Below are 19,796 nucleotides of genomic sequence, written 5' to 3' on the forward strand. Positions count from 1 at the left end.
CGTCTCAGACGAGCTCGGTGACGGTGCCGCCGGCGGCGGCGATCTTCTCCTTGGCGGAGCCGGAGACGGCGTCGACCGTCACCTGCAGCGCCACGGAGACCTCGCCCTGGCCCAGGACCTTGACGAGCTGGTTCTTGCGAACGGCACCCTTGGCGACCAGATCGGCCACCGTGACCTCGCCACCCTGCGGGTAGAGCGCGGTGAGCTTGTCCAGGTTCACGACCTGGTACTCGGTGCGGAAGGGGTTCTTGAAGCCCTTGAGCTTCGGGAGGCGCATGTGGAGGGGCATCTGCCCGCCCTCGAAGCGCTCCGGAACCTGGTAACGGGCCTTGGTGCCCTTGGTACCACGACCGGCCGTCTTACCCTTCGACGCCTCACCACGACCGACACGGGTCTTCGCGGTCTTGGCACCGGGGGCGGGACGGAGGTTGTGGGCCTTCAGCGGGTTGTTCTCCGCCATGTCAGTCAACCTCCTCGACCGTCACGAGGTGGCGGACGGTGTGCACCATGCCGCGGAACTCGGGGCGGTCCTCCTTGACAACCACGTCGTTGACCTTCTTGAGGCCGAGCGAGCGCAGGGTGTCGCGGTGGTTCTGCTTGCTGCCGATGTACGACTTCGTCTGCGTGACCTTGAGGCGAGCCATTACGCACCCGCCCCAGCACGCGCACGGAGCAGAGCCGCGGGGGCGACGTCCTCGAGGGGCAGACCGCGGCGGGCCGCGATCTCCTCGGGACGCTGCAGGCCCTTGAGGGCCGCCACGGTCGCGTGCACGATGTTGATCGCGTTGTCGGAGCCGAGCGACTTCGACAGGATGTCGTGAACGCCGGCGCACTCGAGCACGGCGCGCACCGGGCCACCGGCGATCACACCGGTACCGGGGGAAGCCGGCTTGAGCAGGACGACGCCCGCGGCCTTCTCGCCCTGGATCGGGTGAGGGATGGTGCCCTGGATGCGGGGAACCTTGAAGAAGTTCTTCTTGGCTTCCTCGACGCCCTTGGCGATGGCCGCGGGAACTTCCTTGGCCTTGCCGTAACCGACACCTACGGTGCCGTCACCGTCGCCCACCACGACCAGCGCGGTGAAGCTGAAGCGACGACCACCCTTGACAACCTTGGCGACGCGGTTGATCGCGACAACGCGCTCAACGTACGCGGTCTTCTCGGCGGCAGCGCCACCGTCGCGGCCCTTCCGGTCCCGCCGCTCGCCGCCACCGGCACCGCTTCCGCGGCGCTGGGGTCCAGCCATTTGGATTACCTCTCTCTGTTACGTCCGTTGGTCCCGGAACCGGGGCTCAGAACTTCAGCCCGGCTTCGCGGGCGGCGTCAGCCAGAGCGGCAATGCGCCCGGCGTACCTGTTGCCACCACGGTCGAACACGACAGCCTCGACGCCGGCGGCCTTGGCGCGCTCGGCGACCAGGGAACCGACCTGCTTGGCCTGCGCGGACTTGTCACCCTCGCCGCCGCGGATCGACGCGTCCAGGGTCGACGCCGACGCAAGGGTGTGACCCTTGAGGTCGTCGATGACCTGAGCGGTGATGCCGCGGTTGGAACGCGTCACGACGAGGCGCGGACGCTCCGCCGTACCCGACACGTTCTTGCGGATGCGGATGTGGCGGCGCTTCTTGGCGGCGCCCTTGTAGGCGTCGCCCTTGGCGATCTTCACACCGTATGCCATGGCTTTACTTACCAGCCTTTCCGACCTTGCGGCGGATGACCTCGCCCGCGTACTTGACGCCCTTGGCCTTGTACGGGTCGGGCTTGCGCAGCTTGCGGATGTTGGCGGCGACTTCGCCGACCTTCTGCTTGTCGATGCCCTCGACCGAGAACTTGGTCGGCGACTCGACCTTGAACGAGATGCCCTCGGGCGCCTCGACCAGGATCGGGTGGCTGTAACCGAGCTGGAACTCCAGGTTGGAGCCCTTCGCGGCGACGCGGTAACCGACACCGCTGATCTCGAGCGCCTTGACGTAACCCTGGGTCACACCGGTGATCATGTTGGCCACCAGCGTGCGGGACAGGCCGTGGAGGGCCTTGTTCTGACGCTCGTCGTTCGGACGGGTGACGTTGAGAACGCCCTCCTCGCCCTTAACGATCTCGATCGGCGCGGCGACGGTGTGGCTCAGGGTGCCCTTGGAACCCTTCACCGTGACCGTGCGGCCCTCGATGGTGACGTCCACGCCGGCGGGAACCTGGATAGGCAGCTTGCCAATACGCGACATTAGCTATTCCTCCGTTCCCGACTACCAGACGTAGGCGAGGACTTCCCCACCTACGCCCTTCTTGCCTGCCTGCTGGCCGGTCAGGAGACCGTGGGACGTGGAGATGATCGCCACGCCCAGGCCGCCGAGGACCTTCGGCAGGTTGGTGGACTTCGCGTAAACCCGGAGGCCGGGCTTCGAGATCCGCTTGATGCCCGCGATGGAGCGCTCACGGTTCGGACCGAACTTGAGCTCGAGGACGAGGTTCTTGCCGACCTCGGCGTCCTCGACCTTCCAGCCCGTGATGAAGCCCTCCTGCTGGAGGATTTCCGCGATGTGAGACTTGATCTTGCTGTGCGGCATCGTCACGGAGTCGTGGTATGCCGAGTTCGCGTTACGCAGACGAGTCAGCATGTCCGCGATCGGATCAGTCATGGTCATGAATTGGCCTTCGGCCTCTCTCGCCGGGGTTTCCAGTGCGCCATCCCTCTCCCCACACAGGGGCGGGACGGGTGCGGCGCGGGGACCTACGGCGTAGTAAGTCGTACGGGCGGCGGACGCCCAACCCCACAAGCCTAAGGCATGCGGGGGCGGGCTTCCGCCGACCCAATGCTTACCGAGAGACTCCGGTCATCCCAAGTGAGGGATTACCAGGAGCTCTTGGTCACGCCCGGCAGCTCGCCACGGTGAGCCATCTCACGGAGGCACACGCGGCACAGGCCGAACTTGCGGTACACGGAGTGGGGACGACCACAGCGCTGGCAGCGCGTGTAACCGCGCACGCCGAACTTGGGCTTGCGGGCAGCCTTCGCGATGAGAGCCTTCTTCGCCATCTCGCTTACGCCTCCTTGAACGGGAAGCCGAGGTGACGCAGAAGGGCACGGCCCTCGTCGTCGTTGGTCGCCGTGGTCACCACGGTGATGTCCATACCCCGGACACGGTCGATCTTGTCCTGGTCGATCTCGTGGAACATGACCTGCTCCGTGAGACCGAAGGTGTAGTTGCCACGGCCGTCGAACTGCTTGGGGGACAGGCCGCGGAAGTCGCGGATGCGCGGGAGCGCCAGCGACAGGGTGCGGTCCAGGAACTCCCACATGCGGTCGCCACGGAGCGTGACGTGGGCGCCGATGGGCTGGCCCTCGCGGAGCTTGAACTGCGCGATGGACTTGCGCGCCTTGGTGACGGCCGGCTTCTGACCGGTGATCGTCGTGAGGTCGCGGATCGCGCCGTCGATCAGCTTCGAGTCACGGGCGGCGTCGCCGACACCCATGTTGACCACGATCTTGACGAGACCGGGGATCTGCATGACGTTCTCGTACGAGAACTCCTCACGCAGCTTGCCCGCGATCTCCTCGCGGTACTTCGTCTTGAGACGCGGAGTGGTGGTAGCCATCAGATGTCCTCACCCGTCCGCTTGGCAACGCGGATCTTGTTGCCCTCGTCGTCGAAGCGGTAACCGACACGCGTGACGACCTTCTTGCCGTCCTTCTCCACGACGAGCTGAACGTTGCTCACGTGGATCGGGGCCTCGGTCGTCACGATGCCGCCGGCCTGCGAGGGGCCGGCCTTGGTGTGCTTCTTGACCCGGTTGACACCCTCGACGAGGACGCGGTTCTCGCGGGGGAAGGCCGTGACGACCTTGCCCTGCTTGCCCTTGTCCTTACCGGTGATGACCTGGACCAGGTCGCCCTTCTTGATCTTCATGCTTACAGCACCTCCGGCGCGAGCGAGATGATCTTCATGAACTTCTTCTCGCGCAGCTCACGGCCGACCGGGCCGAAGATACGGGTGCCACGAGGGTCGCCGTCGTTCTTGAGAATGACGGCGGCGTTCTCGTCGAAGCGGATGTACGAGCCGTCCTGGCGGCGGCGCTCCTTCACGGTGCGAACGATGACCGCCTTGACGACGTCACCCTTCTTCACGTTGCCACCGGGGATCGCGTCCTTGACGGTGGCGACGATGACGTCACCGATGCCCGCGTAGCGGCGACCCGAGCCACCGAGAACACGGATGCAAAGGATCTCCTTGGCACCAGTGTTGTCGGCGACACGCAGTCGCGACTCCTGCTGGATCACGTCTATCTCCTGATTGTCTGCCGGTTCCCGGTGGAGAAGCACTCGTGACGAGCGCTTCTCCACCGAGCCTGGCGGAACTGAACCTAAGGGAAAGCCCCCTAGGTGATTACTTGGCCTTCTCGAGGATCTCGACGACGCGCCAGTGCTTCGTGGCGGACAGCTTCCGGGTCTCCATCAGGAGGACGCGGTCACCGATGCCGGCGGCGTTCTGCTCGTCGTGAGCCTTGAGCTTGTTCGTACGGCGGATGACCTTGCCGTACAGCGCGTGCTTGACGCGGTCCTCGACGGCGACGACGACGGTCTTGTCCATCTTGTCGCTGACGACCAGGCCCTCGCGGACCTTACGAGCGTTCCGCTCGTTCTTTTCAGTCACGTTGCTCTCGCTCATCAGGCGTTCTCCACCGTCTCGATGCCCAGCTCGCGCTCACGCATCAGGGTGTAGATCCGGGCGATGTCCTTACGGACGGACTTGAGCCGACCGTGGTTCTCGAGCTGGCCCGTCGCCGCCTGGAAGCGGAGGTTGAACAGCTCTTCCTTGGCCTCGCGGAGCTTGTTGAGAAGCTCCTCGTTGCCCAGCTCGCGCAGCTCGGACGCCTTGGTACCGGCCGACATCACAGCTCACCTGCCTCGCGCTTGACGATCTTGCACTTCATCGGCAGCTTGTGAGCCGCACGGGTCAGAGCCTCGCGCGCGATCTTCTCGTTCGGGTAGGACAGTTCGAACATCACCCGACCCGGCTTGACGTTCGCGATCCACCACTCGGGAGAACCCTTACCGGAACCCATGCGGGTCTCGGCGGGCTTCTTCGTGAGGGGGCGGTCCGGGTAGATGTTGATCCAGACCTTGCCGCCACGCTTGATGTGGCGGGTCATCGCGATACGGGCCGCCTCGATCTGGCGGTTGGTCACGTACGCCGGCGTGAGGGCCTGGATGCCGTACTCGCCGAACGCGACCTGCGTACCACCCTTGCTCATGCCAGAGCGCTTGGGGTGGTGCTGCTTGCGGTGCTTGACCCTACGGGGGATCAGCATGTCGGTCAGGCCTCCGTTCCGGTGCTCTCAGCCGGAGCGGCAGCGGCGGCGGGAGCGTCGGCCTTGGGGGCCTCGGCAGCCGGCGCGGACTGCTGCTGCGGCTTGCGGCCGCGGCCGCCACGCTCGCCACCGCGGCCACCACGGCCGGCCGGGCGGTCGCCAGCGCCGGCACCACGGGCCGGGCGGTTGCCCGCACGGGCCGCGGCGTTCTCGGCGCGGACCTCGGCGATGTTCTTGACGTCGCCCTTGTAGATCCAGACCTTCACGCCGATGCGGCCGAAGGTCGTCTTGGCCTCGAAGAAGCCGTAGTCGACGTTCGCGCGGAGCGTGTGCAGGGGCACGCGGCCCTCGCGGTAGAACTCCGAGCGGGACATCTCGGCGCCGCCGAGACGGCCGCCGCACTGGATCTTGATGCCCTTGGCGCCGGCCTTCATCGTGCCCTGCATGCTCTTGCGCATGGCACGACGGAAGGAGACGCGGGAGGAGAGCTGCTCGGCGACGGCCTGGGCGACCAGCTGGGCGTCCATCTCGGGGTTCTTGACCTCGAGGATGTTCAGCTGGACCTGCTTGCCCGTGAGCTTCTCGAGGTCGCCGCGGATGCGGTCGGCCTCGGCGCCGCGGCGGCCGATGACGATGCCGGGACGCGCGGTGTGGATGTCCACACGCACACGGTCACGGGTGCGCTCGATCTCCACCTTCGAGATGCCGGCGCGCTCCATGCCGGACGTCATCATCCTGCGGATGGCGACGTCTTCCTTGACGTAGTCCTTGTACAGCTTGTCGGCGTACCAGCGGGACTTGAAGTCCGTGGTGATGCCGAGCCGGAACCCATGCGGGTTAACCTTCTGGCCCATTACCGGGTTCCTTCCTTGCTGCTGACGACCACGGTGATGTGGCTGGTCCGCTTACGGATCCGGTAGGCACGGCCCTGAGCACGCGGACGGAACCGCTTCAGGGTCGGGCCCTCATCCACGTACGCCTCGCTGATGACCAGCGAAGAGGCGTCGGTGTGGTCGTAGTTGTGTGCAGCGTTGGCGATGGCGCTGTCCAGCACCTTGCCAACCGGCACGCTCGCGGCCTGCGGGGCGAAACGCAGGACCGCCTGAGCCTCCGTGGCGTCCATGCCACGGATAAGGTCCACCACGCGGCGGGCCTTCATGGGCGTGACGCGGATGTACCGCGCCTGGGCCCTGGCTTCCATGGTTGTCCTTCCAGTGTCTGTCATGGTCATTCCACCCCGCTACTAGCGGCGCTTCGACTTCCGGTCGTCCTTCACGTGACCCCGGAAGGTGCGCGTCGGCGAGAACTCGCCGAGCTTGTGGCCGACCATCGACTCGGTGACAAACACCGGAATGTGGGTCTTGCCGTTGTGCACCGCGATCGTGTGGCCGAGCATGGCCGGGATGATCATCGAGCGACGGGACCAGGTCTTGATGACGTTCTTGGTACCGGCTTCGTTCTGGGCGTCCACCTTCTTGACGAGGTGGCCGTCGACGAAGGGTCCCTTCTTGAGACTGCGCGGCATCTAAACCCGCTCCTAGCGCTTCTTGTTCGTCTTGCGGCGGCGGACGATGTACTTGTTCGAAGCCTTCTTCGGCGAACGAGTACGACCCTCCTTCTGACCCCACGGGGAGACCGGGTGGCGACCACCGGAGGTCTTGCCCTCACCACCACCGTGCGGGTGGTCGACCGGGTTCATCGCCACACCGCGGACGGTCGGGCGAACACCCAGCCAGCGCTTGCGTCCGGCCTTGCCCCAGTTGATGTTCGACTGCTCGGCGTTGCCGACCTCGCCGATGGTGGCGCGGCAGCGGGCGTCGACCAGACGGATCTCACCGGACGGCATGCGGAGGTGGGCCATGGTGCCCTCCTTCGCCAGCAGCTGCACGGAGGCACCGGCCGAGCGGGCGAACTTGGCGCCGCCACCGGGACGGAGCTCGATCGCGTGGATCGTGGTACCGACCGGGATGTTGCGGAGCGCCAGGTTGTTGCCGGGCTTGATGTCCGCGCCGGGGCCGTTCTCGACGCGGTCGCCCTGCGTCAGACCCTTGGGGGCGATGATGTAGCGCTTCTCGCCGTCCACGTAGTGGAGCAGCGCGATGCGCGCGGTGCGGTTGGGGTCGTACTCGATGTGAGCGACCTTGGCCGGCACGCCGTCCTTGTCGTGACGACGGAAGTCGATCACGCGGTAGGCGCGCTTGTGGCCACCGCCCTGGTGACGGACGGTCACACGACCGGTGTTGTTACGGCCGCCCTTGCTGTGCAGGGGGCGGACCAGCGACTTCTCCGGCGTGGACCGCGTGATCTCGACGAAGTCGGCTACGGAGGAGCCACGGCGGCCCGGCGTAGTCGGCTTGTACTTGCGGATACCCATTTCTCAGTCCTCGTCCGATATCGGACGACTCGACCGCCGTCAGGCGGTCGGGCCGCCGAAGATGTCGATTCGGTTGCCCTCAGCAAGGGTCACGATGGCGCGCTTGGTGTCCTTGCGCTTGCCGAAACCGGCCTTGGTCCGCTTGCGCTTGCCCTGGCGGTTGATCGTGTTGACCCCGGTGACCTTGACCGAGAAGACCGCCTCGACGGCCTGCTTGATCTGGGTCTTGTTGGAGCCGGGCGCGACGATGAACGTGTACTTGTTCTCGTCGAGCAGGGCGTAGCTCTTCTCCGAGACGACCGGCTTGACGAGGATGTCACGCGGGTCCGAGAAGGTCTTGCTGGTGACGACGGCCTCGCTCATCAGGCGTCGCTCCCTTCGGTCTCAGCGGTCTGGGGGCCAGACACGAAGGACTCGAGGGCGGCCTTGGTGAAGACCACGTCGTCGGAGACGATCACGTCGTACGTGTTGAGCTGGCCCGGCTCCAGGATGTGCACCTGGGGCAGGTTACGAGCGGACAGCCACGCGGCCTCGTCGGAGCGCTCGGCGACCAGGAGCAGGTTCTTGCGCTCCGAGATCTTGCCGAACAGCGTCTTGGCGGCCTTGGTGGAGATCTCACCCTCGACCACGCCGGTGACGACGTGGATGCGGGAGTGGTTCGCCCGGTCCGAGAGGGCACCGCGGAGAGCGGCGGCCTTCATCTTCTTCGGGGTCCGCTGCGAGTAGTCACGCGGCACGGGACCGTGCACGACGCCACCACCGGCGAACTGCGGGGCGCGGGTCGAACCCTGACGGGCGCGGCCGGTGCCCTTCTGGCGGTACGGCTTCTTGCCGCCACCGCGGACTTCGCCACGGGTCTTGGTCTTGTGCGTGCCCTGACGGGCCGCGGCCAGCTGCGCGACGACGACCTGGTGGATCAGCGGAACGCTGACCTTCGCGCCGAAGATCTCCTCGGGGAGGTCGACGGTCCCGGCCTTGTCGCCCGCCGGCGAAAGGATGTCAATGGTGCTCATCGGTTCCTCAAACCCCCTTGGCCGCGGTGCGGACCAGGACGAGGCCACCGTTCGGGCCGGGGACGGCGCCCTTGATGAGCAGCAGACCCTTCTCGGCGTCAACGGCGTGGACGGTCAGGTTCTGGGTGGTCACACGCTCGTTGCCCATGCGACCGGCCATGCGCATGCCCTTGAAGACACGGCCCGGGGTGGCGCAGCCACCGATGGAACCGGGCTTGCGGTGCACGCGGTGGGCACCGTGCGACGCCTTGCCACCACGGAAGTTGTGGCGCTTCATGACACCGGCGAAGCCCTTGCCCTTGCTCTTGCCGGTGACGTCGACCTTCACGCCGGCCTCGAAGAGCTCGGCGGTGATCTCCTGGCCGAGCGTGTACTCGGAGGCGTCGGCGGTGCGGAGCTCCACCAGGTGGCGGCGCGGGGTGACGTCGGCCTTGGCGAAGTGACCCTTGAGGGGCTTGTTCACCTTGCGCGGGTCGATCTCGCCGAAGGCGATCTGGACCGACTCGTAGCCGTCGGTGTCGTTCGTACGCACCTGGGTCACGACATTCGGGCCGGCCTTGACGACGGTCACCGGGACGACCCGGTTGTTCTCGTCCCAGACCTGCGTCATGCCGAGCTTCTCGCCCAGGATGCCCTTGATGTTCTTAGCCATCTCGCGCGTCACCTCAGAGCTTGATCTCGATGTCGACGCCCGCCGGCAGGTCGAGGCGCATGAGCGAGTCGACCGTCTTCGGCGTGGGGTCGAGGATGTCGATGAGGCGCTTGTGCGTGCGCATCTCGAAGTGCTCGCGCGAGTCCTTGTACTTGTGCGGCGACTTGATGACGCAGTACACGTTCTTCTCAGTGGGCAGCGGCACCGGGCCCGCGACCGACGCACCAGTGCGCGTCACCGTCTCGACGATCTTCTTCGCCGAGGAGTCGATGACCTCGTGGTCGTAGGCCTTGAGCCGGATGCGGATCTTCTGTCCCGCCATGGCTACTCAGTAGTCCTTTGTCTCGTAAACGCTCTGGAACCCGGTCGGTCGTGCTTCCGGAGAACCACGGCCCTCCTCCGACCCACGCGGTCGGGTGTGTCGCGCTCCCTCTACGCAGAAGTCCCAGGGACTTCCCAACCAAGGGGGCACGGTCACCATGACCGCGGGCCGGGGGCGGCTGCACTGTCTCCACCGGCCCACCGGGCGCCTGGCCGGCACCCCGCTCACGCTTCCCAGAAGATTCCCGTACGTCCGCCCCTGAGAAGGAGCGACGAGTACTGTGGGACTCGCTTCCGGTCCCCCCGACGGGAGGCGCGCAGCATCGGCACTCAACCGAGCAACCCCGACAGTCTGCCACACGCGGGCATCCGGCCGCCAATCGGGGTCCAAGACTGTACCCCACGTCACGTACGGCCATGCGCCGGGGCGCATACACAGGGTGTGCGCGCGGCGTTCAGGCGCTCCCCTCCCCCGGTCCCGCCAGGCGCCGGGCCCGCTCCGTCAGATAGCGCCGTTCGGGGGCCCCGGCCGTGCGGCGGGCCGCCTCGCGGTAGGCGGTGGCGGCGGCCGCGCCGTCGCCGAGGAGTTCGAGGAGATGGGCGCGGGCGGCGAGGAGACGGTGGTTCCGGGCGAGCCGCCGGTCCTCCGCCAGCCCGTCCAGGACGGCGAGCCCGGCCCCGGGGCCGTGGACCATCGCGACGGCGACCGCGCGGTTGAGCGTGACCATCGGATTCGGCCCGGTCCGCTCCAGGAGGTCGTACAGGGCGAGGATCTGCGGCCAGTCCGTCTCCCCGGCGGACCCCGCCTCGTCGTGCACGGCCGCGATCGCCGCCTGGAGCTGGTACGGGCCGACCCGTCCCTTCGGCAGGGTGCGGCCCAGCAGTTCCACGCCCTCCGCGATCAGCCGGCCGTCCCAGCGCGTCCGGTCCTGGTCAGCGAGCGGCACGAGTTCCCCGCCCGGTCCCGTGCGGGCAGGGCGGCGGGCGTCGGTGAGCAGCATCAGGGCGAGCAGTCCCGCCGTCTCGGTGTCGTCGGGGACGAGCCGGTGCAGCAGCCGGGCGAGCCGGATCGCCTCCGTGGACAGCGCGGGCGCGGTGAGCGCGTCGCCGCCGCTGGTCGTGTAGCCCTCGTTGAAGATCAGGTACAGCACGTGCCGCACCTCGGCGAGGCGGGCCGTGCGGTCCTCGTCCCCGGACGGGGACAGCGGCCAGCCCCCTTCCCTGATCGCCTGTTTGGCCCGGCTGATCCGCTGCGCCATGGTCGCCTCGGGCACCAGGAAGGCGGCGGCGATCTGCGCGGTGGTGAGGCCGCCGACGGCCCGCAGGGTCAGCGCGATCCGGCTGGGGGGCGACAGCTCGGGACGGCAGCAGAGGAAGAGCAGCGCCAGGGAGTCGTCCCGGTCCGTGCCGGGGTCCTCGTCCGCCGCGCGCGCCAGGAGTTCGGAGTCCGGGGTGGCGAGCGCGACGGCGTCCTCGCGGCGCCTCCGCGCGGCCTCGCCGCGCACCAGGTCCACGTACCGGCGCCGGGCGACGGTCAGCAGCCAGCCGTACGCGTTCCCGGGGACGCCCTCCTCGGGCCACTGCCGGGCGGCGGCGATCAGGGCCTCCTGGAGGGCGTCCTCGCAGAGGTCGAAGTCGCCGTGCCGCCGGACGAGCGCGCCGAGGACCCGCGGCGCGTGCGCGCGCAGCAGGTCCTCGACGCCGTTCGGGTCGCTCACACGTCCGCCGCGGACTCGTGCAGGACCGGCCACAGCTCGACGGGCTCGACGTCCGCGAAGGGCATGTCCGCGGCGATCTCCTGCGCCCGCTCCTGGCTGTCGCAGTCCAGGAGGTAGAAGCTGGCCAGGTACTCCTTGGTCTCCAGGTACGGGCCGTCGGTGACGGCCGGCGCCCCGTCCTCGCGCCGCACGAGCCGGGTGGCGGCCGCGTCGGCGAGGCCGTACGCGCCGATCAGCTCGCCGCTCTCCCGGTACTTGCGGTTGAAGGCCTCCTGCCGGGCGATCGCCTCGGGCCACGCCTCGGCGGGGAAGGAGTCCCACTTCGCCTGGTTGCCGTAGATCATCGCGACGTACTTCATTCCGGGTGTCCTCCCCGTCCCCGCGCGCCCCTCCGGCGCGCTGTCACCCTACGGTCGGAGCCGTTCCGGCCGCCTCTACGTCCCCCGGAAAAATCTTCTGGAGAATTTTCCGGGGGACGTAAGGGGCCGGGGGACGCGCCGTCACGGGGCCTGCGGAGCCGGGACCGGGCGGGACCGGAGGTCGCGCGGGGACGGGGGACGCGCGGGCCCGGCGCCCGGGGGGCCGGGGCCCTGGATCGGACAGGCCGGGGGACGTACGGGGCCGGGGTCCGGGACCGGACAGGCCCGGGAGACGCGCGGGGCCGGGGCCCGGCGCCCCCCGGCCGCGGTTCAGATGACGCCCTGCGCCAGCATCGCTTCGGCGACCCGCTCGAACCCGGCGATGTTGGCCCCGGTGACGTAGTCGCCCGGCGCCCCGTAGCGCTCGGCCGTCTCGTGGCAGGCGGTGTGGATCGAGGTCATGATCCCCGCCAGCTCCTCCTCCACCCGGGTCGCGCTCCAGGTCGTGCGGGAGTGGTTCTGGGCCATCTCCAGGGCGCTGACGGCGACGCCGCCCGCGTTGGCGGCCTTGCCCGGGCCGAAGGCGACGCCGGCCCGCTGGAAGAGGTGGACCGCCTCCGCCGTCGTGGGCATGTTGGCGCCCTCGGCGACGGCCTTCACGCCGTTGCGGATCAGGGTCGCCGCGTCGTTCTCGTCCAGCTCGTTCTGGGTCGCGGACGGCAGGGCCACGTCGGCGGGGACCTCCCAGACCCGGCCGCCGGGCACGAAGCGCGCGGAGGCGCCCCGGCGCTCGGCGTAGTCCGCGACGCGACCGCGCTCGACCTCCTTGACGTGCTTGAGGAGGTCGAGGTCGATGCCCTTGTCGTCGTACACGTAACCGCTGGAGTCGGAGCAGGTCAGCGGGTTGGCGCCGAGGGCGAGCAGCTTCTCGATCGTGTACAGGGCCACGTTGCCGGAGCCGGAGACGACGGCCGTCTGGCCCTCCAGGTCCTCGCCGCGCTCGCGGAGCATGGCCTCGGTGAAGAGCACGCTGCCGTAGCCGGTGGCCTCCGGGCGGATCGCGGAACCGCCCCAGCCGGCGCCCTTGCCCGTGAGGACGCCGGCCTCCCAGCGGTTGGTGATCCGCCGGTACTGGCCGAACAGGTAGCCGATCTCCCGGCCGCCGACGCCGATGTCACCGGCCGGCACGTCGGTGTGCTCGCCGAGGTGCCGGTACAGCTCGGTCATGAACGACTGGCAGAACCGCATGACCTCGGCGTCGCTGCGGCCGTGCGGGTCGAAGTCGCTGCCGCCCTTGCCGCCGCCGATGCCCAGCCCGGTCAGGGCGTTCTTGAAGATCTGCTCGAAGCCGAGGAACTTGACGATCCCGAGGTTCACCGACGGGTGGAAGCGCAGGCCGCCCTTGTAGGGACCGAGGGCGCTGTTGAACTCGACGCGGAAGCCCCGGTTGACCCGCGTGCGGCCCTGGTCGTCCTGCCACGGCACCCGGAAGACGATCTGCCGCTCCGGCTCGACCAGCCGCTCCAGGAGCCCCGGCTCGGCGAACTCCGGACGGGCGGCGAGCACCGGGGCGAGGCTGTCGAGCACCTCGTGGACGGCCTGGTGGAACTCGGGCTGCGCCGGGTTGCGGTGCTCGATCTCCGCGCGGAGGGCGTCGAGAGCGGCCCGGGCGGTCTTCGGGTCGGGTCGGTTCGGCACGTGGGACCCCCTTCTGGCACGGCATGCGCCGGCAGAGAAAACGGTGGGAGCGCTCGGCGCCGTTGCCGCGCGCGGGAGGGAGGGACGGCCGTCCGGAACCCCTTCGTCCCGCCGCCGTCGTCCTCACTGTTACATCCATGTGATCGTGAGCACCAGTGAGCGGAGTCCGGGTTCCGTCATCCGAGACGGCCGCCGGCCGTGCCGTACGGACACAACCCCTTCGCACACCCGTCCGTCTTCCCGGGAGACCGATGAGGGAAGGGCCCCGCAGTGCAGCACACCACCCCCCGCCGCAGGACGGTTCTCGCCGCCGCCCTCGCGGCCGCTCCGGCCGTCGCCGGGTGCTCCGTGCCGGAGCCCCGCCGGGCCGGGCCGACCGCCGATCCGGCGCCGGGGAAGCCGGTCGCCCCGACGCCGCCCGGCCGGGCGCTCCTGATGCAGTTCGCCGCGCACCCGGACGACGACCTGTACTTCATGAACCCGGACTCGCAGCGGCTGGTCGACGCGGGGGTCCCGCTCGTCTCCGTGTACGTGACCGCCGGGGAGCACGACGGCAGGAACCGGGCCGCGGGGACGCCCGGGGCCCGCCCGGACCGGGCGGCCTACTCCGCCGCCCGTCACCAGGGGCTGCGCCAGTCGTACGCCGTGGCCCTCGGCCTCCCGGTGTTCACGCCGTGGCGGCGGGAGGTCCTGACGCTCCCGGGGGGCCGCCGGGCCGAGGTCGACGTGCTCGCGCACGGCACCCGCAGGGTCGAGCTGGTCTTCCTCAACCTGCCGATGCACGTCCCCCGCCGGTACATGGCCCTGCCCGCGCTCTGGGAGGACCGCTCCCTGGAGGTGCGGACCCACCTGCCGGCGGGCTCCCCCCTCACCCGTACGGACACCTACGACTACGACGGGCTGGTCGGCGTCCTCGCCGGGCTGCTCGCCCGCTACCGGCCCACCGTGGTGCACACCCTGGACCCGGACCCCGACATCCAGCACGCCGGTGACGCGGACCGGCGGCGGGACTCCGAACAGCCGGGCTACGAGGACCACGGGGACCACACGGCGGTCGCCTGCTTCACCTGGGCCGCGCTGTGCCGCCGCGTCGCGGACGCGGTGCGGGACGGCGAGCCGGTGCCGGCCTTCACCACGACCGCCTTCCGGGGCTACTACAACCGGCACTGGCCCAAGAACCTCCCGCCGGGGGTCCTGAAGGAGAAGGCCGCCCGGCTCGTCCCGTACGGCGGGAGCCCGTCCTGGCGGTGCGGGAACCCCTCGGGCTGCGGCGACTACGGCGTGGGCGGGGACCGGCCGCTGACCAACCGCAAGGGCTGGGTCCGCTCCACCCACCACCGCTGGCCCGGTGCCCGTCCGGCGCTCGCCGAGGAGCCGGACGGGCGGCTCGTGGCGTACGGGGTGCTGGGCACGCGCGCGGTCCGCCGGCGCGAGTCGGCGCCCGGCAGCGGCGTCTGGGGCGGGCCGGAGGACCTGGGCGGCGGCCCGCTGGCCCCGGTGCTCGGTTCGGCCGTGCTCGACGACGGCCGGACGCTGCTCTTCGGCGTGCGGTTCGCCGCGCTCGACGGGCACGGCGGGGCCAACCGGCGCGAGGTGGTCCTCCTGGAGCAGCGCTCCCCCGGCGGCCCGTTCCTCGCCTGGCGGGGCCTGGGCAACCCGGAGCGCACGAACGACCGGGGACGCAGAATCGGTTCTCCGGTGGCGGTCGCGGCCCCCGACGGCCGGGTCCACCTCTTCGTGCGGAACGCGGACAAGGGAGTCTCGACCAGGGTCCGGTCGGCGGACGGGACCTGGAGCCCCTGGCGGCCCCTCCCCGGGAACGCGGAGGTCCAAGACGGGCTGGCCGTCTCGGTGGACGCGGCGGGCCGGACGCACCTCTACGCGGCGGGCCGGGAGTCCGTGCGGCACTGGGTGGACGGAGCGGAACGGGCGGAACGCCTGCCGCTCTCCGGCTCCACGGTGGCGAGCGCGAACGGCGCGCTGTACCACCGGGCCCCGGCGTCCGGGAAGCTGACCGGCCCGCACGGCGACACCGGCCTCGACGGGTACGGGGGCGTGGTCGCCGCGCACACGGCGGCGCTCGGGACCGTCCTGCTCGGCACGGACCCGCGCGGCCGGGTGACGGTGCGGGCCGGCGGCCGGAGGCGCACCCGTACGGCCGGCGGGCCGGTGGTCTCGGCCGCGCTGCACCTGGGCGCGCGGGGCGTGACCGTGGTGGGCGTCGGCGCCGACGGGCGGCCGTGGAGCTGGCGGCCCTGAGGGCCCGGCCGCGGCGGCCCCGGTGGCGGAACGCGAAGAAGGCCCCGCACCTCTCGGTGCGGGGCCTTCCCCTTATCGCTCAGCGGCTCCTGCGAGCCACCAGGTCAGTGCGAGATCAGGCGTTGATCTTGACGACCTGGCCGGCGCCGACGGTCCGGCCACCCTCACGGATGGCGAACTTGAGGCCCTCCTCCATGGCGACGGGCTGGATCAGCTCGACGGACATGGAGGTGTTGTCGCCCGGCATGACCATCTCGGTGCCCTCGGGGAGGGTCACGACGCCGGTCACGTCCGTGGTACGGAAGTAGAACTGCGGGCGGTAGTTGTTGAAGAACGGGGTGTGACGGCCACCCTCGTCCTTCGACAGGATGTAGGCCTGGGCCTCGAAGCTGGTGTGCGGCGTGACCGAACCCGGCTTGATGATGACCTGGCCGCGCTCGACGTCCTCGCGCTTGATGCCACGGAGGAGCAGACCGACGTTCTCACCGGCCTGGCCCTCGTCGAGCAGCTTGCGGAACATCTCGATGCCGGTGACCGTGGTGGTGGTCTTCTCGGTCTTGATGCCGATGATGTCGACGGTCTCGTTGACCTTGAGGACACCGCGCTCGATGCGACCGGTGACGACGGTGCCACGACCGGTGATCGTGAAGACGTCCTCGATCGGCATCAGGAACGGCTTGTCGACGTCGCGCTCGGGCTGCGGGATGGACTCGTCGACGGCCTTCATCAGACCGAGGAGCTTGTCCGCCCACTCCTTGTCGCCCTCGAGGGCCTTGAGCGCCGAGACACGGACGACCGGCAGGTCGTCGCCCGGGAACTCGTACTCGGAGAGGAGCTCACGAACCTCGAGCTCGACGAGCTCCAGGATCTCCTCGTCGTCCACCATGTCGGCCTTGTTCAGGGCGACGACGATGTAGGGAACGCCGACCTGGCGGGCCAGGAGCACGTGCTCCTTGGTCTGCGGCATCGGGCCGTCGGTGGCGGCGACCACGAGGATGGCGCCGTCCATCTGCGCCGCACCCGTGATCATGTTCTTGATGTAGTCCGCGTGACCGGGGCAGTCGACGTGGGCGTAGTGACGCGACTCGGTCTGGTACTCGACGTGCGCGATCGAGATCGTGATACCGCGCTGGCGCTCCTCGGGAGCCTTGTCGATCTGGTCGAAGGCCGAGGCCTCGTTCAGGTCCGGGTACGCGTCGTGCAGCACCTTGGTAATGGCGGCCGTGAGGGTCGTCTTACCGTGGTCGATGTGACCGATGGTGCCGATGTTGACGTGCGGCTTAGTCCGCTCGAACTTCGCCTTCGCCACGGGGGTCCTCCTGGAGAGTGGTTCTGTACGCCTTGCTCATCGGCGCCAGGTGATCTTTGCTGGGATGCCGTCCGCCGGGGCCCGTTCCTCGGGTTTCGGGGGCCGAGCCCCGGCGTTCGGTGTCAAGCCTAAAGCGTGAACTCGGAAGAGTTACTCGCCCTTGGCCTTCGCGATGATCTCCTCGGCGACGTTCCGGGGAACCTCGGCGTAGGAGTCGAACTGCATCGAGTAGCTTGCGCGACCCGAGGTCTTGCTGCGGAGGTCTCCGACGTAGCCGAACATCTCCGAGAGGGGCACGAGGCCCCGCACGACGCGAGCGCCGCTGCGCTCCTCCATGGCCTGGATCTGGCCACGGCGGGAGTTGATGTCGCCGATGACCTCGCCCATGTAGTCCTCGGGCGTGGTGACCTCGACGGACATCATGGGTTCGAGGATGACCGGCGAAGCCTTCCGCGCGGCCTCCTTGAAGGCCTGCGAACCGGCGATCTTGAACGCGAGCTCGGAGGAGTCGACCTCGTGGTAGCCACCGTCGAGAAGGATGACGCGAACGCCGGTCATCTCGTAGCCGGCCAGGATGCCGAACTGCATGGCCTCCTGCGCACCCGCGTCGACCGAGGGGATGTACTCCTTCGGGATGCGGCCACCGGTGACCTTGTTCACGAACTCGTACGAGGCGTCGCCGCCCTCGATGGGCTCGATCGCGATCTGCACCTTGGCGAACTGACCGGTACCACCGGTCTGCTTCTTGTGGGTGTAGTCCACGCGCTCGACGGCCTTGCGGATCGTCTCGCGGTACGCGACCTGCGGCTTGCCGACGTTCGCCTCGACCTTGAACTCGCGCCGCATGCGGTCGACGAGGATGTCGAGGTGGAGCTCGCCCATGCCACCGATGATGGTCTGGCCGGTCTCCTCGTCCGAGTGGACCTGGAAGGAGGGGTCCTCCTCCGCGAGACGCTGGATGGCGACACCCAGCTTCTCCTGGTCACCCTTGGACTTGGGCTCGATGGCGACCTGGATGACCGGCGCCGGGAAGTCCATGGACTCCAGGACGACCGGGTTCTTGTCGTCGCACAGCGTCTCACCGGTGGTGGTCTGCTTGAGGCCCATGACGGCGACGATGTCGCCGGCGCCCACCGAGTCGATCTCCTCACGCTTGTTCGCGTGCATGCGGTAGATCTTGCCGATGCGCTCCTTCTTGCCCTTGACGGAGTTCAGCACCGCGGTGCCGGCCTCCAGGCGACCGGAGTAGATCCGGACGAAGGTGAGCTTGCCGAGGTGCGGGTCGCTCGCGATCTTGAACGCGAGGGCCGACAGCGGCTCGTCGTCGGACGGCTTGCGCCGGACGACGACCTCGGGGTCCTTGACGTCCTGGCCCTCGATGGCCTCGACGTCCAGGGGCGACGGCAGGTAGCGGACGACCGCGTCGAGCAGGGGCTGGACGCCCTTGTTCTTGAACGCGGTGCCACAGAACACGGGGGTGACCGTGGTCTCGCCGCCCTTGCCGGAGGCGATGGTGATGCGACGGACCGCGGCGTACAGCTGCTCCTCGGTGGGCTCGACGCCCTCGAGGAAGAGCTCCATGATCTCTTCGTCGTTCTCCGCGACGGTCTCGACCAGCTTGCCGCGGTACTCGTCGGCCAGCTCGGTCAGCTCGGCCGGGATGTCGACGACGTCGTACATCTCGCCCTTGCTGGCCTCGGCGGACCAGACGAGCGCCTTCATGCGGACGAGGTCGACCACGCCCTGGAAGTCGGCCTCGGCACCGATCGGGAGCTGCATGACGATCGGGGTCGCGCCGAGGCGGTTCACGATCATGTCGACGCAGCGCAGGAAGTCGGCACCGGTGCGGTCGAGCTTGTTGACGAAGCAGATGCGCGGAACGCCGTAGCGGTCCGCCTGACGCCAGACGGTCTCGGACTGCGGCTCGACGCCGGCCACGCCGTCGAACACGGTGACAGCACCGTCGAGCACGCGCAGCGAACGCTCCACCTCGACGGTGAAGTCGACGTGGCCGGGCGTGTCGATGATGTTGATCGTGTGATCGACGTTCTCGAGCGACCAGTGGCAGGTCGTCGCGGCGGACGTGATCGTGATGCCGCGCTCCTGCTCCTGCTCCATCCAGTCCATCGTGGCAGCGCCGTCGTGGACTTCACCGATCTTGTACGAGACACCGGTGTAGAACAGGATCCGCTCGGTGGTGGTCGTCTTGCCCGCGTCGATGTGCGCCATGATGCCGATGTTGCGCACCTTGGCAAGGTCAAGCGAAGTGGTAGCCATATCGGCTCAGTCTTCTCTCGGTCTCGATGTGGGTTGCGACTACCAGCGGTAGTGCGCGAAGGCCTTGTTGGACTCGGCCATCTTGTGCGTGTCCTCACGCTTCTTGACCGCAGCGCCGAGGCCGTTCGAGGCGTCGAGCAGCTCGTTCATGAGGCGCTCGGTCATGGTCTTCTCGCGACGGGCGCGGGAGTAACCGACGAGCCAGCGGAGGGCGAGCGTGGACGCGCGGCCCGGCTTGACCTCGATCGGCACCTGGTAGGTGGCGCCACCGACACGGCGGGACTTGACCTCGAGGGCCGGCTTCACGTTCTCGAGAGCGCGCTTCAGCGTGATGACCGGGTCCTGGCCGGTCTTCTCGCGAAGACCCTCCATGGCGCCGTACACGATGCGCTCGGCGGTGGAACGCTTGCCGTCCAGCAGGATCTTGTTGATCAGCGAGGTGACAAGAGGAGAGCTGTAGACCGGGTCGATGATGACCGGGCGCTTCGGGGCGGGGCCCTTACGAGGCATT

28 protein-coding genes are annotated in these 19,796 nt (G+C 68.9%); 1 reads left to right on the forward strand and 27 read right to left on the reverse strand.

Annotation, left to right across the window (positions count from 1 at the left end; genetic code table 11):
- Positions 1-4: 4 nt before the first annotated feature.
- The 24 genes from rplO to gdhA all read right to left on the reverse strand — a co-directional run bounded on the left by rplO (position 5) and on the right by gdhA (position 13,440).
- The gene (rplO, locus tag ACZ3IL_RS04305; RefSeq protein ID WP_030687807.1) at positions 5-460 is read right to left on the reverse strand and encodes a 50S ribosomal protein L15; all 456 of its coding nucleotides are present in this window, start codon (positions 458-460) and stop codon (positions 5-7) included.
- Position 461: 1 nt separating this feature from the next.
- On the reverse strand, positions 462-644 hold the full coding sequence (gene rpmD, locus ACZ3IL_RS04310; RefSeq protein ID WP_015035589.1) for a 50S ribosomal protein L30: 183 nt from the start codon (positions 642-644) through the stop codon (positions 462-464).
- Positions 644-1,246: a 30S ribosomal protein S5 gene (gene rpsE / locus ACZ3IL_RS04315; protein WP_017239585.1), complete on the reverse strand. Its 603-nt coding sequence runs from the start codon at positions 1,244-1,246 to the stop codon at positions 644-646. Before rpsE ends, rpmD begins: the two co-directional genes overlap by 1 nt.
- A 46-nt stretch (positions 1,247-1,292) precedes the next feature.
- Positions 1,293-1,676 carry a 50S ribosomal protein L18 gene (rplR, locus tag ACZ3IL_RS04320; protein WP_056651228.1) on the reverse strand — a complete coding sequence of 128 codons (384 nt, stop codon included), beginning with the start codon at positions 1,674-1,676 and terminating at the stop codon, positions 1,293-1,295.
- A 4-nt stretch (positions 1,677-1,680) separates the two neighbouring features.
- Positions 1,681-2,220: a 50S ribosomal protein L6 gene (gene rplF / locus ACZ3IL_RS04325; RefSeq protein ID WP_467386386.1), complete on the reverse strand. Its 540-nt coding sequence runs from the start codon at positions 2,218-2,220 to the stop codon at positions 1,681-1,683.
- Between the two features lie 21 nt (positions 2,221-2,241).
- The gene (gene rpsH / locus ACZ3IL_RS04330; protein ID WP_015035585.1) at positions 2,242-2,640 is read right to left on the reverse strand and encodes a 30S ribosomal protein S8; all 399 of its coding nucleotides are present in this window, start codon (positions 2,638-2,640) and stop codon (positions 2,242-2,244) included.
- 206 nt (positions 2,641-2,846) lie between these two features.
- Complete coding sequence (locus ACZ3IL_RS04335; protein ID WP_003948630.1) at positions 2,847-3,032, reverse strand: type Z 30S ribosomal protein S14; 186 nt, start codon at positions 3,030-3,032, stop codon at positions 2,847-2,849.
- 5 nt (positions 3,033-3,037) lie between these two features.
- Entirely contained in the window at positions 3,038-3,595 is a 558-nt protein-coding gene (rplE, locus tag ACZ3IL_RS04340) for a 50S ribosomal protein L5 (protein WP_104860432.1), read from the reverse strand.
- Positions 3,592-3,903, reverse strand: coding sequence for a 50S ribosomal protein L24 (gene rplX, locus ACZ3IL_RS04345; protein WP_030208998.1), 312 nt, complete (start codon positions 3,901-3,903; stop codon positions 3,592-3,594). Before rplX ends, rplE begins: the two co-directional genes overlap by 4 nt.
- Before the next feature lie 2 nt (positions 3,904-3,905).
- Positions 3,906-4,274: a 50S ribosomal protein L14 gene (gene rplN, locus ACZ3IL_RS04350; RefSeq protein WP_003956455.1), complete on the reverse strand. Its 369-nt coding sequence runs from the start codon at positions 4,272-4,274 to the stop codon at positions 3,906-3,908.
- A 106-nt stretch (positions 4,275-4,380) separates the two neighbouring features.
- Complete coding sequence (gene rpsQ, locus ACZ3IL_RS04355; RefSeq protein WP_388687943.1) at positions 4,381-4,662, reverse strand: 30S ribosomal protein S17; 282 nt, start codon at positions 4,660-4,662, stop codon at positions 4,381-4,383.
- Positions 4,662-4,886 carry a 50S ribosomal protein L29 gene (rpmC, locus tag ACZ3IL_RS04360; RefSeq protein ID WP_017239580.1) on the reverse strand — a complete coding sequence of 75 codons (225 nt, stop codon included), beginning with the start codon at positions 4,884-4,886 and terminating at the stop codon, positions 4,662-4,664. Before rpmC ends, rpsQ begins: the two co-directional genes overlap by 1 nt.
- Positions 4,886-5,305, reverse strand: coding sequence for a 50S ribosomal protein L16 (gene rplP / locus ACZ3IL_RS04365; protein WP_015035580.1), 420 nt, complete (start codon positions 5,303-5,305; stop codon positions 4,886-4,888). Before rplP ends, rpmC begins: the two co-directional genes overlap by 1 nt.
- 5 nt (positions 5,306-5,310) lie before the next feature.
- Positions 5,311-6,159, reverse strand: a complete 849-nt coding sequence (gene rpsC / locus ACZ3IL_RS04370; protein WP_017239578.1) for a 30S ribosomal protein S3 — start codon at positions 6,157-6,159, stop codon at positions 5,311-5,313.
- On the reverse strand, positions 6,159-6,506 hold the full coding sequence (gene rplV, locus ACZ3IL_RS04375; protein WP_004571827.1) for a 50S ribosomal protein L22: 348 nt from the start codon (positions 6,504-6,506) through the stop codon (positions 6,159-6,161). The genes rpsC and rplV overlap by 1 nt, the downstream gene beginning before the upstream one ends.
- Before the next feature lie 42 nt (positions 6,507-6,548).
- Positions 6,549-6,830 carry a 30S ribosomal protein S19 gene (rpsS, locus tag ACZ3IL_RS04380; protein WP_015035577.1) on the reverse strand — a complete coding sequence of 94 codons (282 nt, stop codon included), beginning with the start codon at positions 6,828-6,830 and terminating at the stop codon, positions 6,549-6,551.
- Positions 6,831-6,842: 12 nt separating this feature from the next.
- Entirely contained in the window at positions 6,843-7,679 is an 837-nt protein-coding gene (gene rplB, locus ACZ3IL_RS04385) for a 50S ribosomal protein L2 (protein ID WP_030208986.1), read from the reverse strand.
- 39 nt (positions 7,680-7,718) lie between these two features.
- Positions 7,719-8,042 carry a 50S ribosomal protein L23 gene (rplW, locus tag ACZ3IL_RS04390; RefSeq protein WP_053646169.1) on the reverse strand — a complete coding sequence of 108 codons (324 nt, stop codon included), beginning with the start codon at positions 8,040-8,042 and terminating at the stop codon, positions 7,719-7,721.
- Positions 8,042-8,692, reverse strand: a complete 651-nt coding sequence (gene rplD, locus ACZ3IL_RS04395; protein ID WP_467386391.1) for a 50S ribosomal protein L4 — start codon at positions 8,690-8,692, stop codon at positions 8,042-8,044. The genes rplW and rplD overlap by 1 nt, the downstream gene beginning before the upstream one ends.
- Positions 8,693-8,699: 7 nt before the next feature.
- Positions 8,700-9,344, reverse strand: a complete 645-nt coding sequence (gene rplC / locus ACZ3IL_RS04400) for a 50S ribosomal protein L3 (protein ID WP_388687950.1) — start codon at positions 9,342-9,344, stop codon at positions 8,700-8,702.
- Positions 9,345-9,357: 13 nt separating this feature from the next.
- The gene (gene rpsJ / locus ACZ3IL_RS04405) at positions 9,358-9,666 is read right to left on the reverse strand and encodes a 30S ribosomal protein S10 (protein ID WP_003948644.1); all 309 of its coding nucleotides are present in this window, start codon (positions 9,664-9,666) and stop codon (positions 9,358-9,360) included.
- A gap of 454 nt (positions 9,667-10,120) precedes the next feature.
- Complete coding sequence (locus tag ACZ3IL_RS04410; RefSeq protein WP_467386393.1) at positions 10,121-11,383, reverse strand: RNA polymerase sigma factor; 1,263 nt, start codon at positions 11,381-11,383, stop codon at positions 10,121-10,123.
- Complete coding sequence (locus tag ACZ3IL_RS04415) at positions 11,380-11,742, reverse strand: YciI family protein (protein ID WP_467386395.1); 363 nt, start codon at positions 11,740-11,742, stop codon at positions 11,380-11,382. The genes ACZ3IL_RS04410 and ACZ3IL_RS04415 overlap by 4 nt, the downstream gene beginning before the upstream one ends.
- A gap of 330 nt (positions 11,743-12,072) precedes the next feature.
- Positions 12,073-13,440 carry an NADP-specific glutamate dehydrogenase gene (gdhA, locus tag ACZ3IL_RS04420; RefSeq protein WP_467386397.1) on the reverse strand — a complete coding sequence of 456 codons (1,368 nt, stop codon included), beginning with the start codon at positions 13,438-13,440 and terminating at the stop codon, positions 12,073-12,075.
- A gap of 270 nt (positions 13,441-13,710) precedes the next feature.
- Here gdhA and ACZ3IL_RS04425 point away from each other — a divergent pair, with 270 nt between their 5' ends.
- Positions 13,711-15,699 carry a PIG-L family deacetylase gene (locus tag ACZ3IL_RS04425; RefSeq protein ID WP_467386399.1) on the forward strand — a complete coding sequence of 663 codons (1,989 nt, stop codon included), beginning with the start codon at positions 13,711-13,713 and terminating at the stop codon, positions 15,697-15,699.
- 115 nt (positions 15,700-15,814) lie between these two features.
- Here the strand turns inward: ACZ3IL_RS04425 and tuf are convergent, their stop codons facing one another.
- The 3 genes from tuf to rpsG all read right to left on the reverse strand — a co-directional run bounded on the left by tuf (position 15,815) and on the right by rpsG (position 19,795).
- Positions 15,815-17,008, reverse strand: a complete 1,194-nt coding sequence (tuf, locus tag ACZ3IL_RS04430; protein WP_388687963.1) for an elongation factor Tu — start codon at positions 17,006-17,008, stop codon at positions 15,815-15,817.
- A 150-nt stretch (positions 17,009-17,158) separates the two neighbouring features.
- The gene (fusA, locus tag ACZ3IL_RS04435) at positions 17,159-19,285 is read right to left on the reverse strand and encodes an elongation factor G (RefSeq protein ID WP_467386401.1); all 2,127 of its coding nucleotides are present in this window, start codon (positions 19,283-19,285) and stop codon (positions 17,159-17,161) included.
- A gap of 39 nt (positions 19,286-19,324) precedes the next feature.
- Positions 19,325-19,795: a 30S ribosomal protein S7 gene (rpsG, locus tag ACZ3IL_RS04440; RefSeq protein ID WP_015035567.1), complete on the reverse strand. Its 471-nt coding sequence runs from the start codon at positions 19,793-19,795 to the stop codon at positions 19,325-19,327.
- Position 19,796 lies beyond the last annotated feature (1 nt).

The organism is Streptomyces sp. NPDC014907, from assembly GCF_055562975.1.

What these genes read in the sequence shown, in the direction of transcription:
- rpsE (WP_017239585.1), bottom strand. Translation starts at nt 1,246, where the DNA reads ATGGCTGGACCCCAGCGCCGCGGAAGCGGTGCCGGTGGCGGCGAGCGG.
- rplW (WP_053646169.1), bottom strand. Translation starts at nt 8,042, where the DNA reads ATGAGCGAGGCCGTCGTCACCAGCAAGACCTTCTCGGACCCGCGTGAC.
- rplR (WP_056651228.1), bottom strand. Translation starts at nt 1,676, where the DNA reads ATGGCATACGGTGTGAAGATCGCCAAGGGCGACGCCTACAAGGGCGCC.
- rplO (WP_030687807.1), bottom strand. Translation starts at nt 460, where the DNA reads ATGGCGGAGAACAACCCGCTGAAGGCCCACAACCTCCGTCCCGCCCCC.
- rpmC (WP_017239580.1), bottom strand. Translation starts at nt 4,886, where the DNA reads ATGTCGGCCGGTACCAAGGCGTCCGAGCTGCGCGAGCTGGGCAACGAG.
- rplX (WP_030208998.1), bottom strand. Translation starts at nt 3,903, where the DNA reads ATGAAGATCAAGAAGGGCGACCTGGTCCAGGTCATCACCGGTAAGGAC.
- rplF (WP_467386386.1), bottom strand. Translation starts at nt 2,220, where the DNA reads ATGTCGCGTATTGGCAAGCTGCCTATCCAGGTTCCCGCCGGCGTGGAC.
- rplP (WP_015035580.1), bottom strand. Translation starts at nt 5,305, where the DNA reads ATGCTGATCCCCCGTAGGGTCAAGCACCGCAAGCAGCACCACCCCAAG.
- rplD (WP_467386391.1), bottom strand. Translation starts at nt 8,692, where the DNA reads ATGAGCACCATTGACATCCTTTCGCCGGCGGGCGACAAGGCCGGGACC.
- rpsQ (WP_388687943.1), bottom strand. Translation starts at nt 4,662, where the DNA reads ATGAGCGAGAGCAACGTGACTGAAAAGAACGAGCGGAACGCTCGTAAG.
- rpmD (WP_015035589.1), bottom strand. Translation starts at nt 644, where the DNA reads ATGGCTCGCCTCAAGGTCACGCAGACGAAGTCGTACATCGGCAGCAAG.
- rplB (WP_030208986.1), bottom strand. Translation starts at nt 7,679, where the DNA reads ATGGGTATCCGCAAGTACAAGCCGACTACGCCGGGCCGCCGTGGCTCC.
- ACZ3IL_RS04335 (WP_003948630.1), bottom strand. Translation starts at nt 3,032, where the DNA reads ATGGCGAAGAAGGCTCTCATCGCGAAGGCTGCCCGCAAGCCCAAGTTC.
- rplV (WP_004571827.1), bottom strand. Translation starts at nt 6,506, where the DNA reads ATGGAAGCCAGGGCCCAGGCGCGGTACATCCGCGTCACGCCCATGAAG.
- rpsG (WP_015035567.1), bottom strand. Translation starts at nt 19,795, where the DNA reads ATGCCTCGTAAGGGCCCCGCCCCGAAGCGCCCGGTCATCATCGACCCG.
- ACZ3IL_RS04415 (WP_467386395.1), bottom strand. Translation starts at nt 11,742, where the DNA reads ATGAAGTACGTCGCGATGATCTACGGCAACCAGGCGAAGTGGGACTCC.
- fusA (WP_467386401.1), bottom strand. Translation starts at nt 19,285, where the DNA reads ATGGCTACCACTTCGCTTGACCTTGCCAAGGTGCGCAACATCGGCATC.
- rplC (WP_388687950.1), bottom strand. Translation starts at nt 9,344, where the DNA reads ATGGCTAAGAACATCAAGGGCATCCTGGGCGAGAAGCTCGGCATGACG.
- rpsC (WP_017239578.1), bottom strand. Translation starts at nt 6,159, where the DNA reads ATGGGCCAGAAGGTTAACCCGCATGGGTTCCGGCTCGGCATCACCACG.
- rpsJ (WP_003948644.1), bottom strand. Translation starts at nt 9,666, where the DNA reads ATGGCGGGACAGAAGATCCGCATCCGGCTCAAGGCCTACGACCACGAG.
- rpsS (WP_015035577.1), bottom strand. Translation starts at nt 6,830, where the DNA reads ATGCCGCGCAGTCTCAAGAAGGGACCCTTCGTCGACGGCCACCTCGTC.
- rpsH (WP_015035585.1), bottom strand. Translation starts at nt 2,640, where the DNA reads ATGACCATGACTGATCCGATCGCGGACATGCTGACTCGTCTGCGTAAC.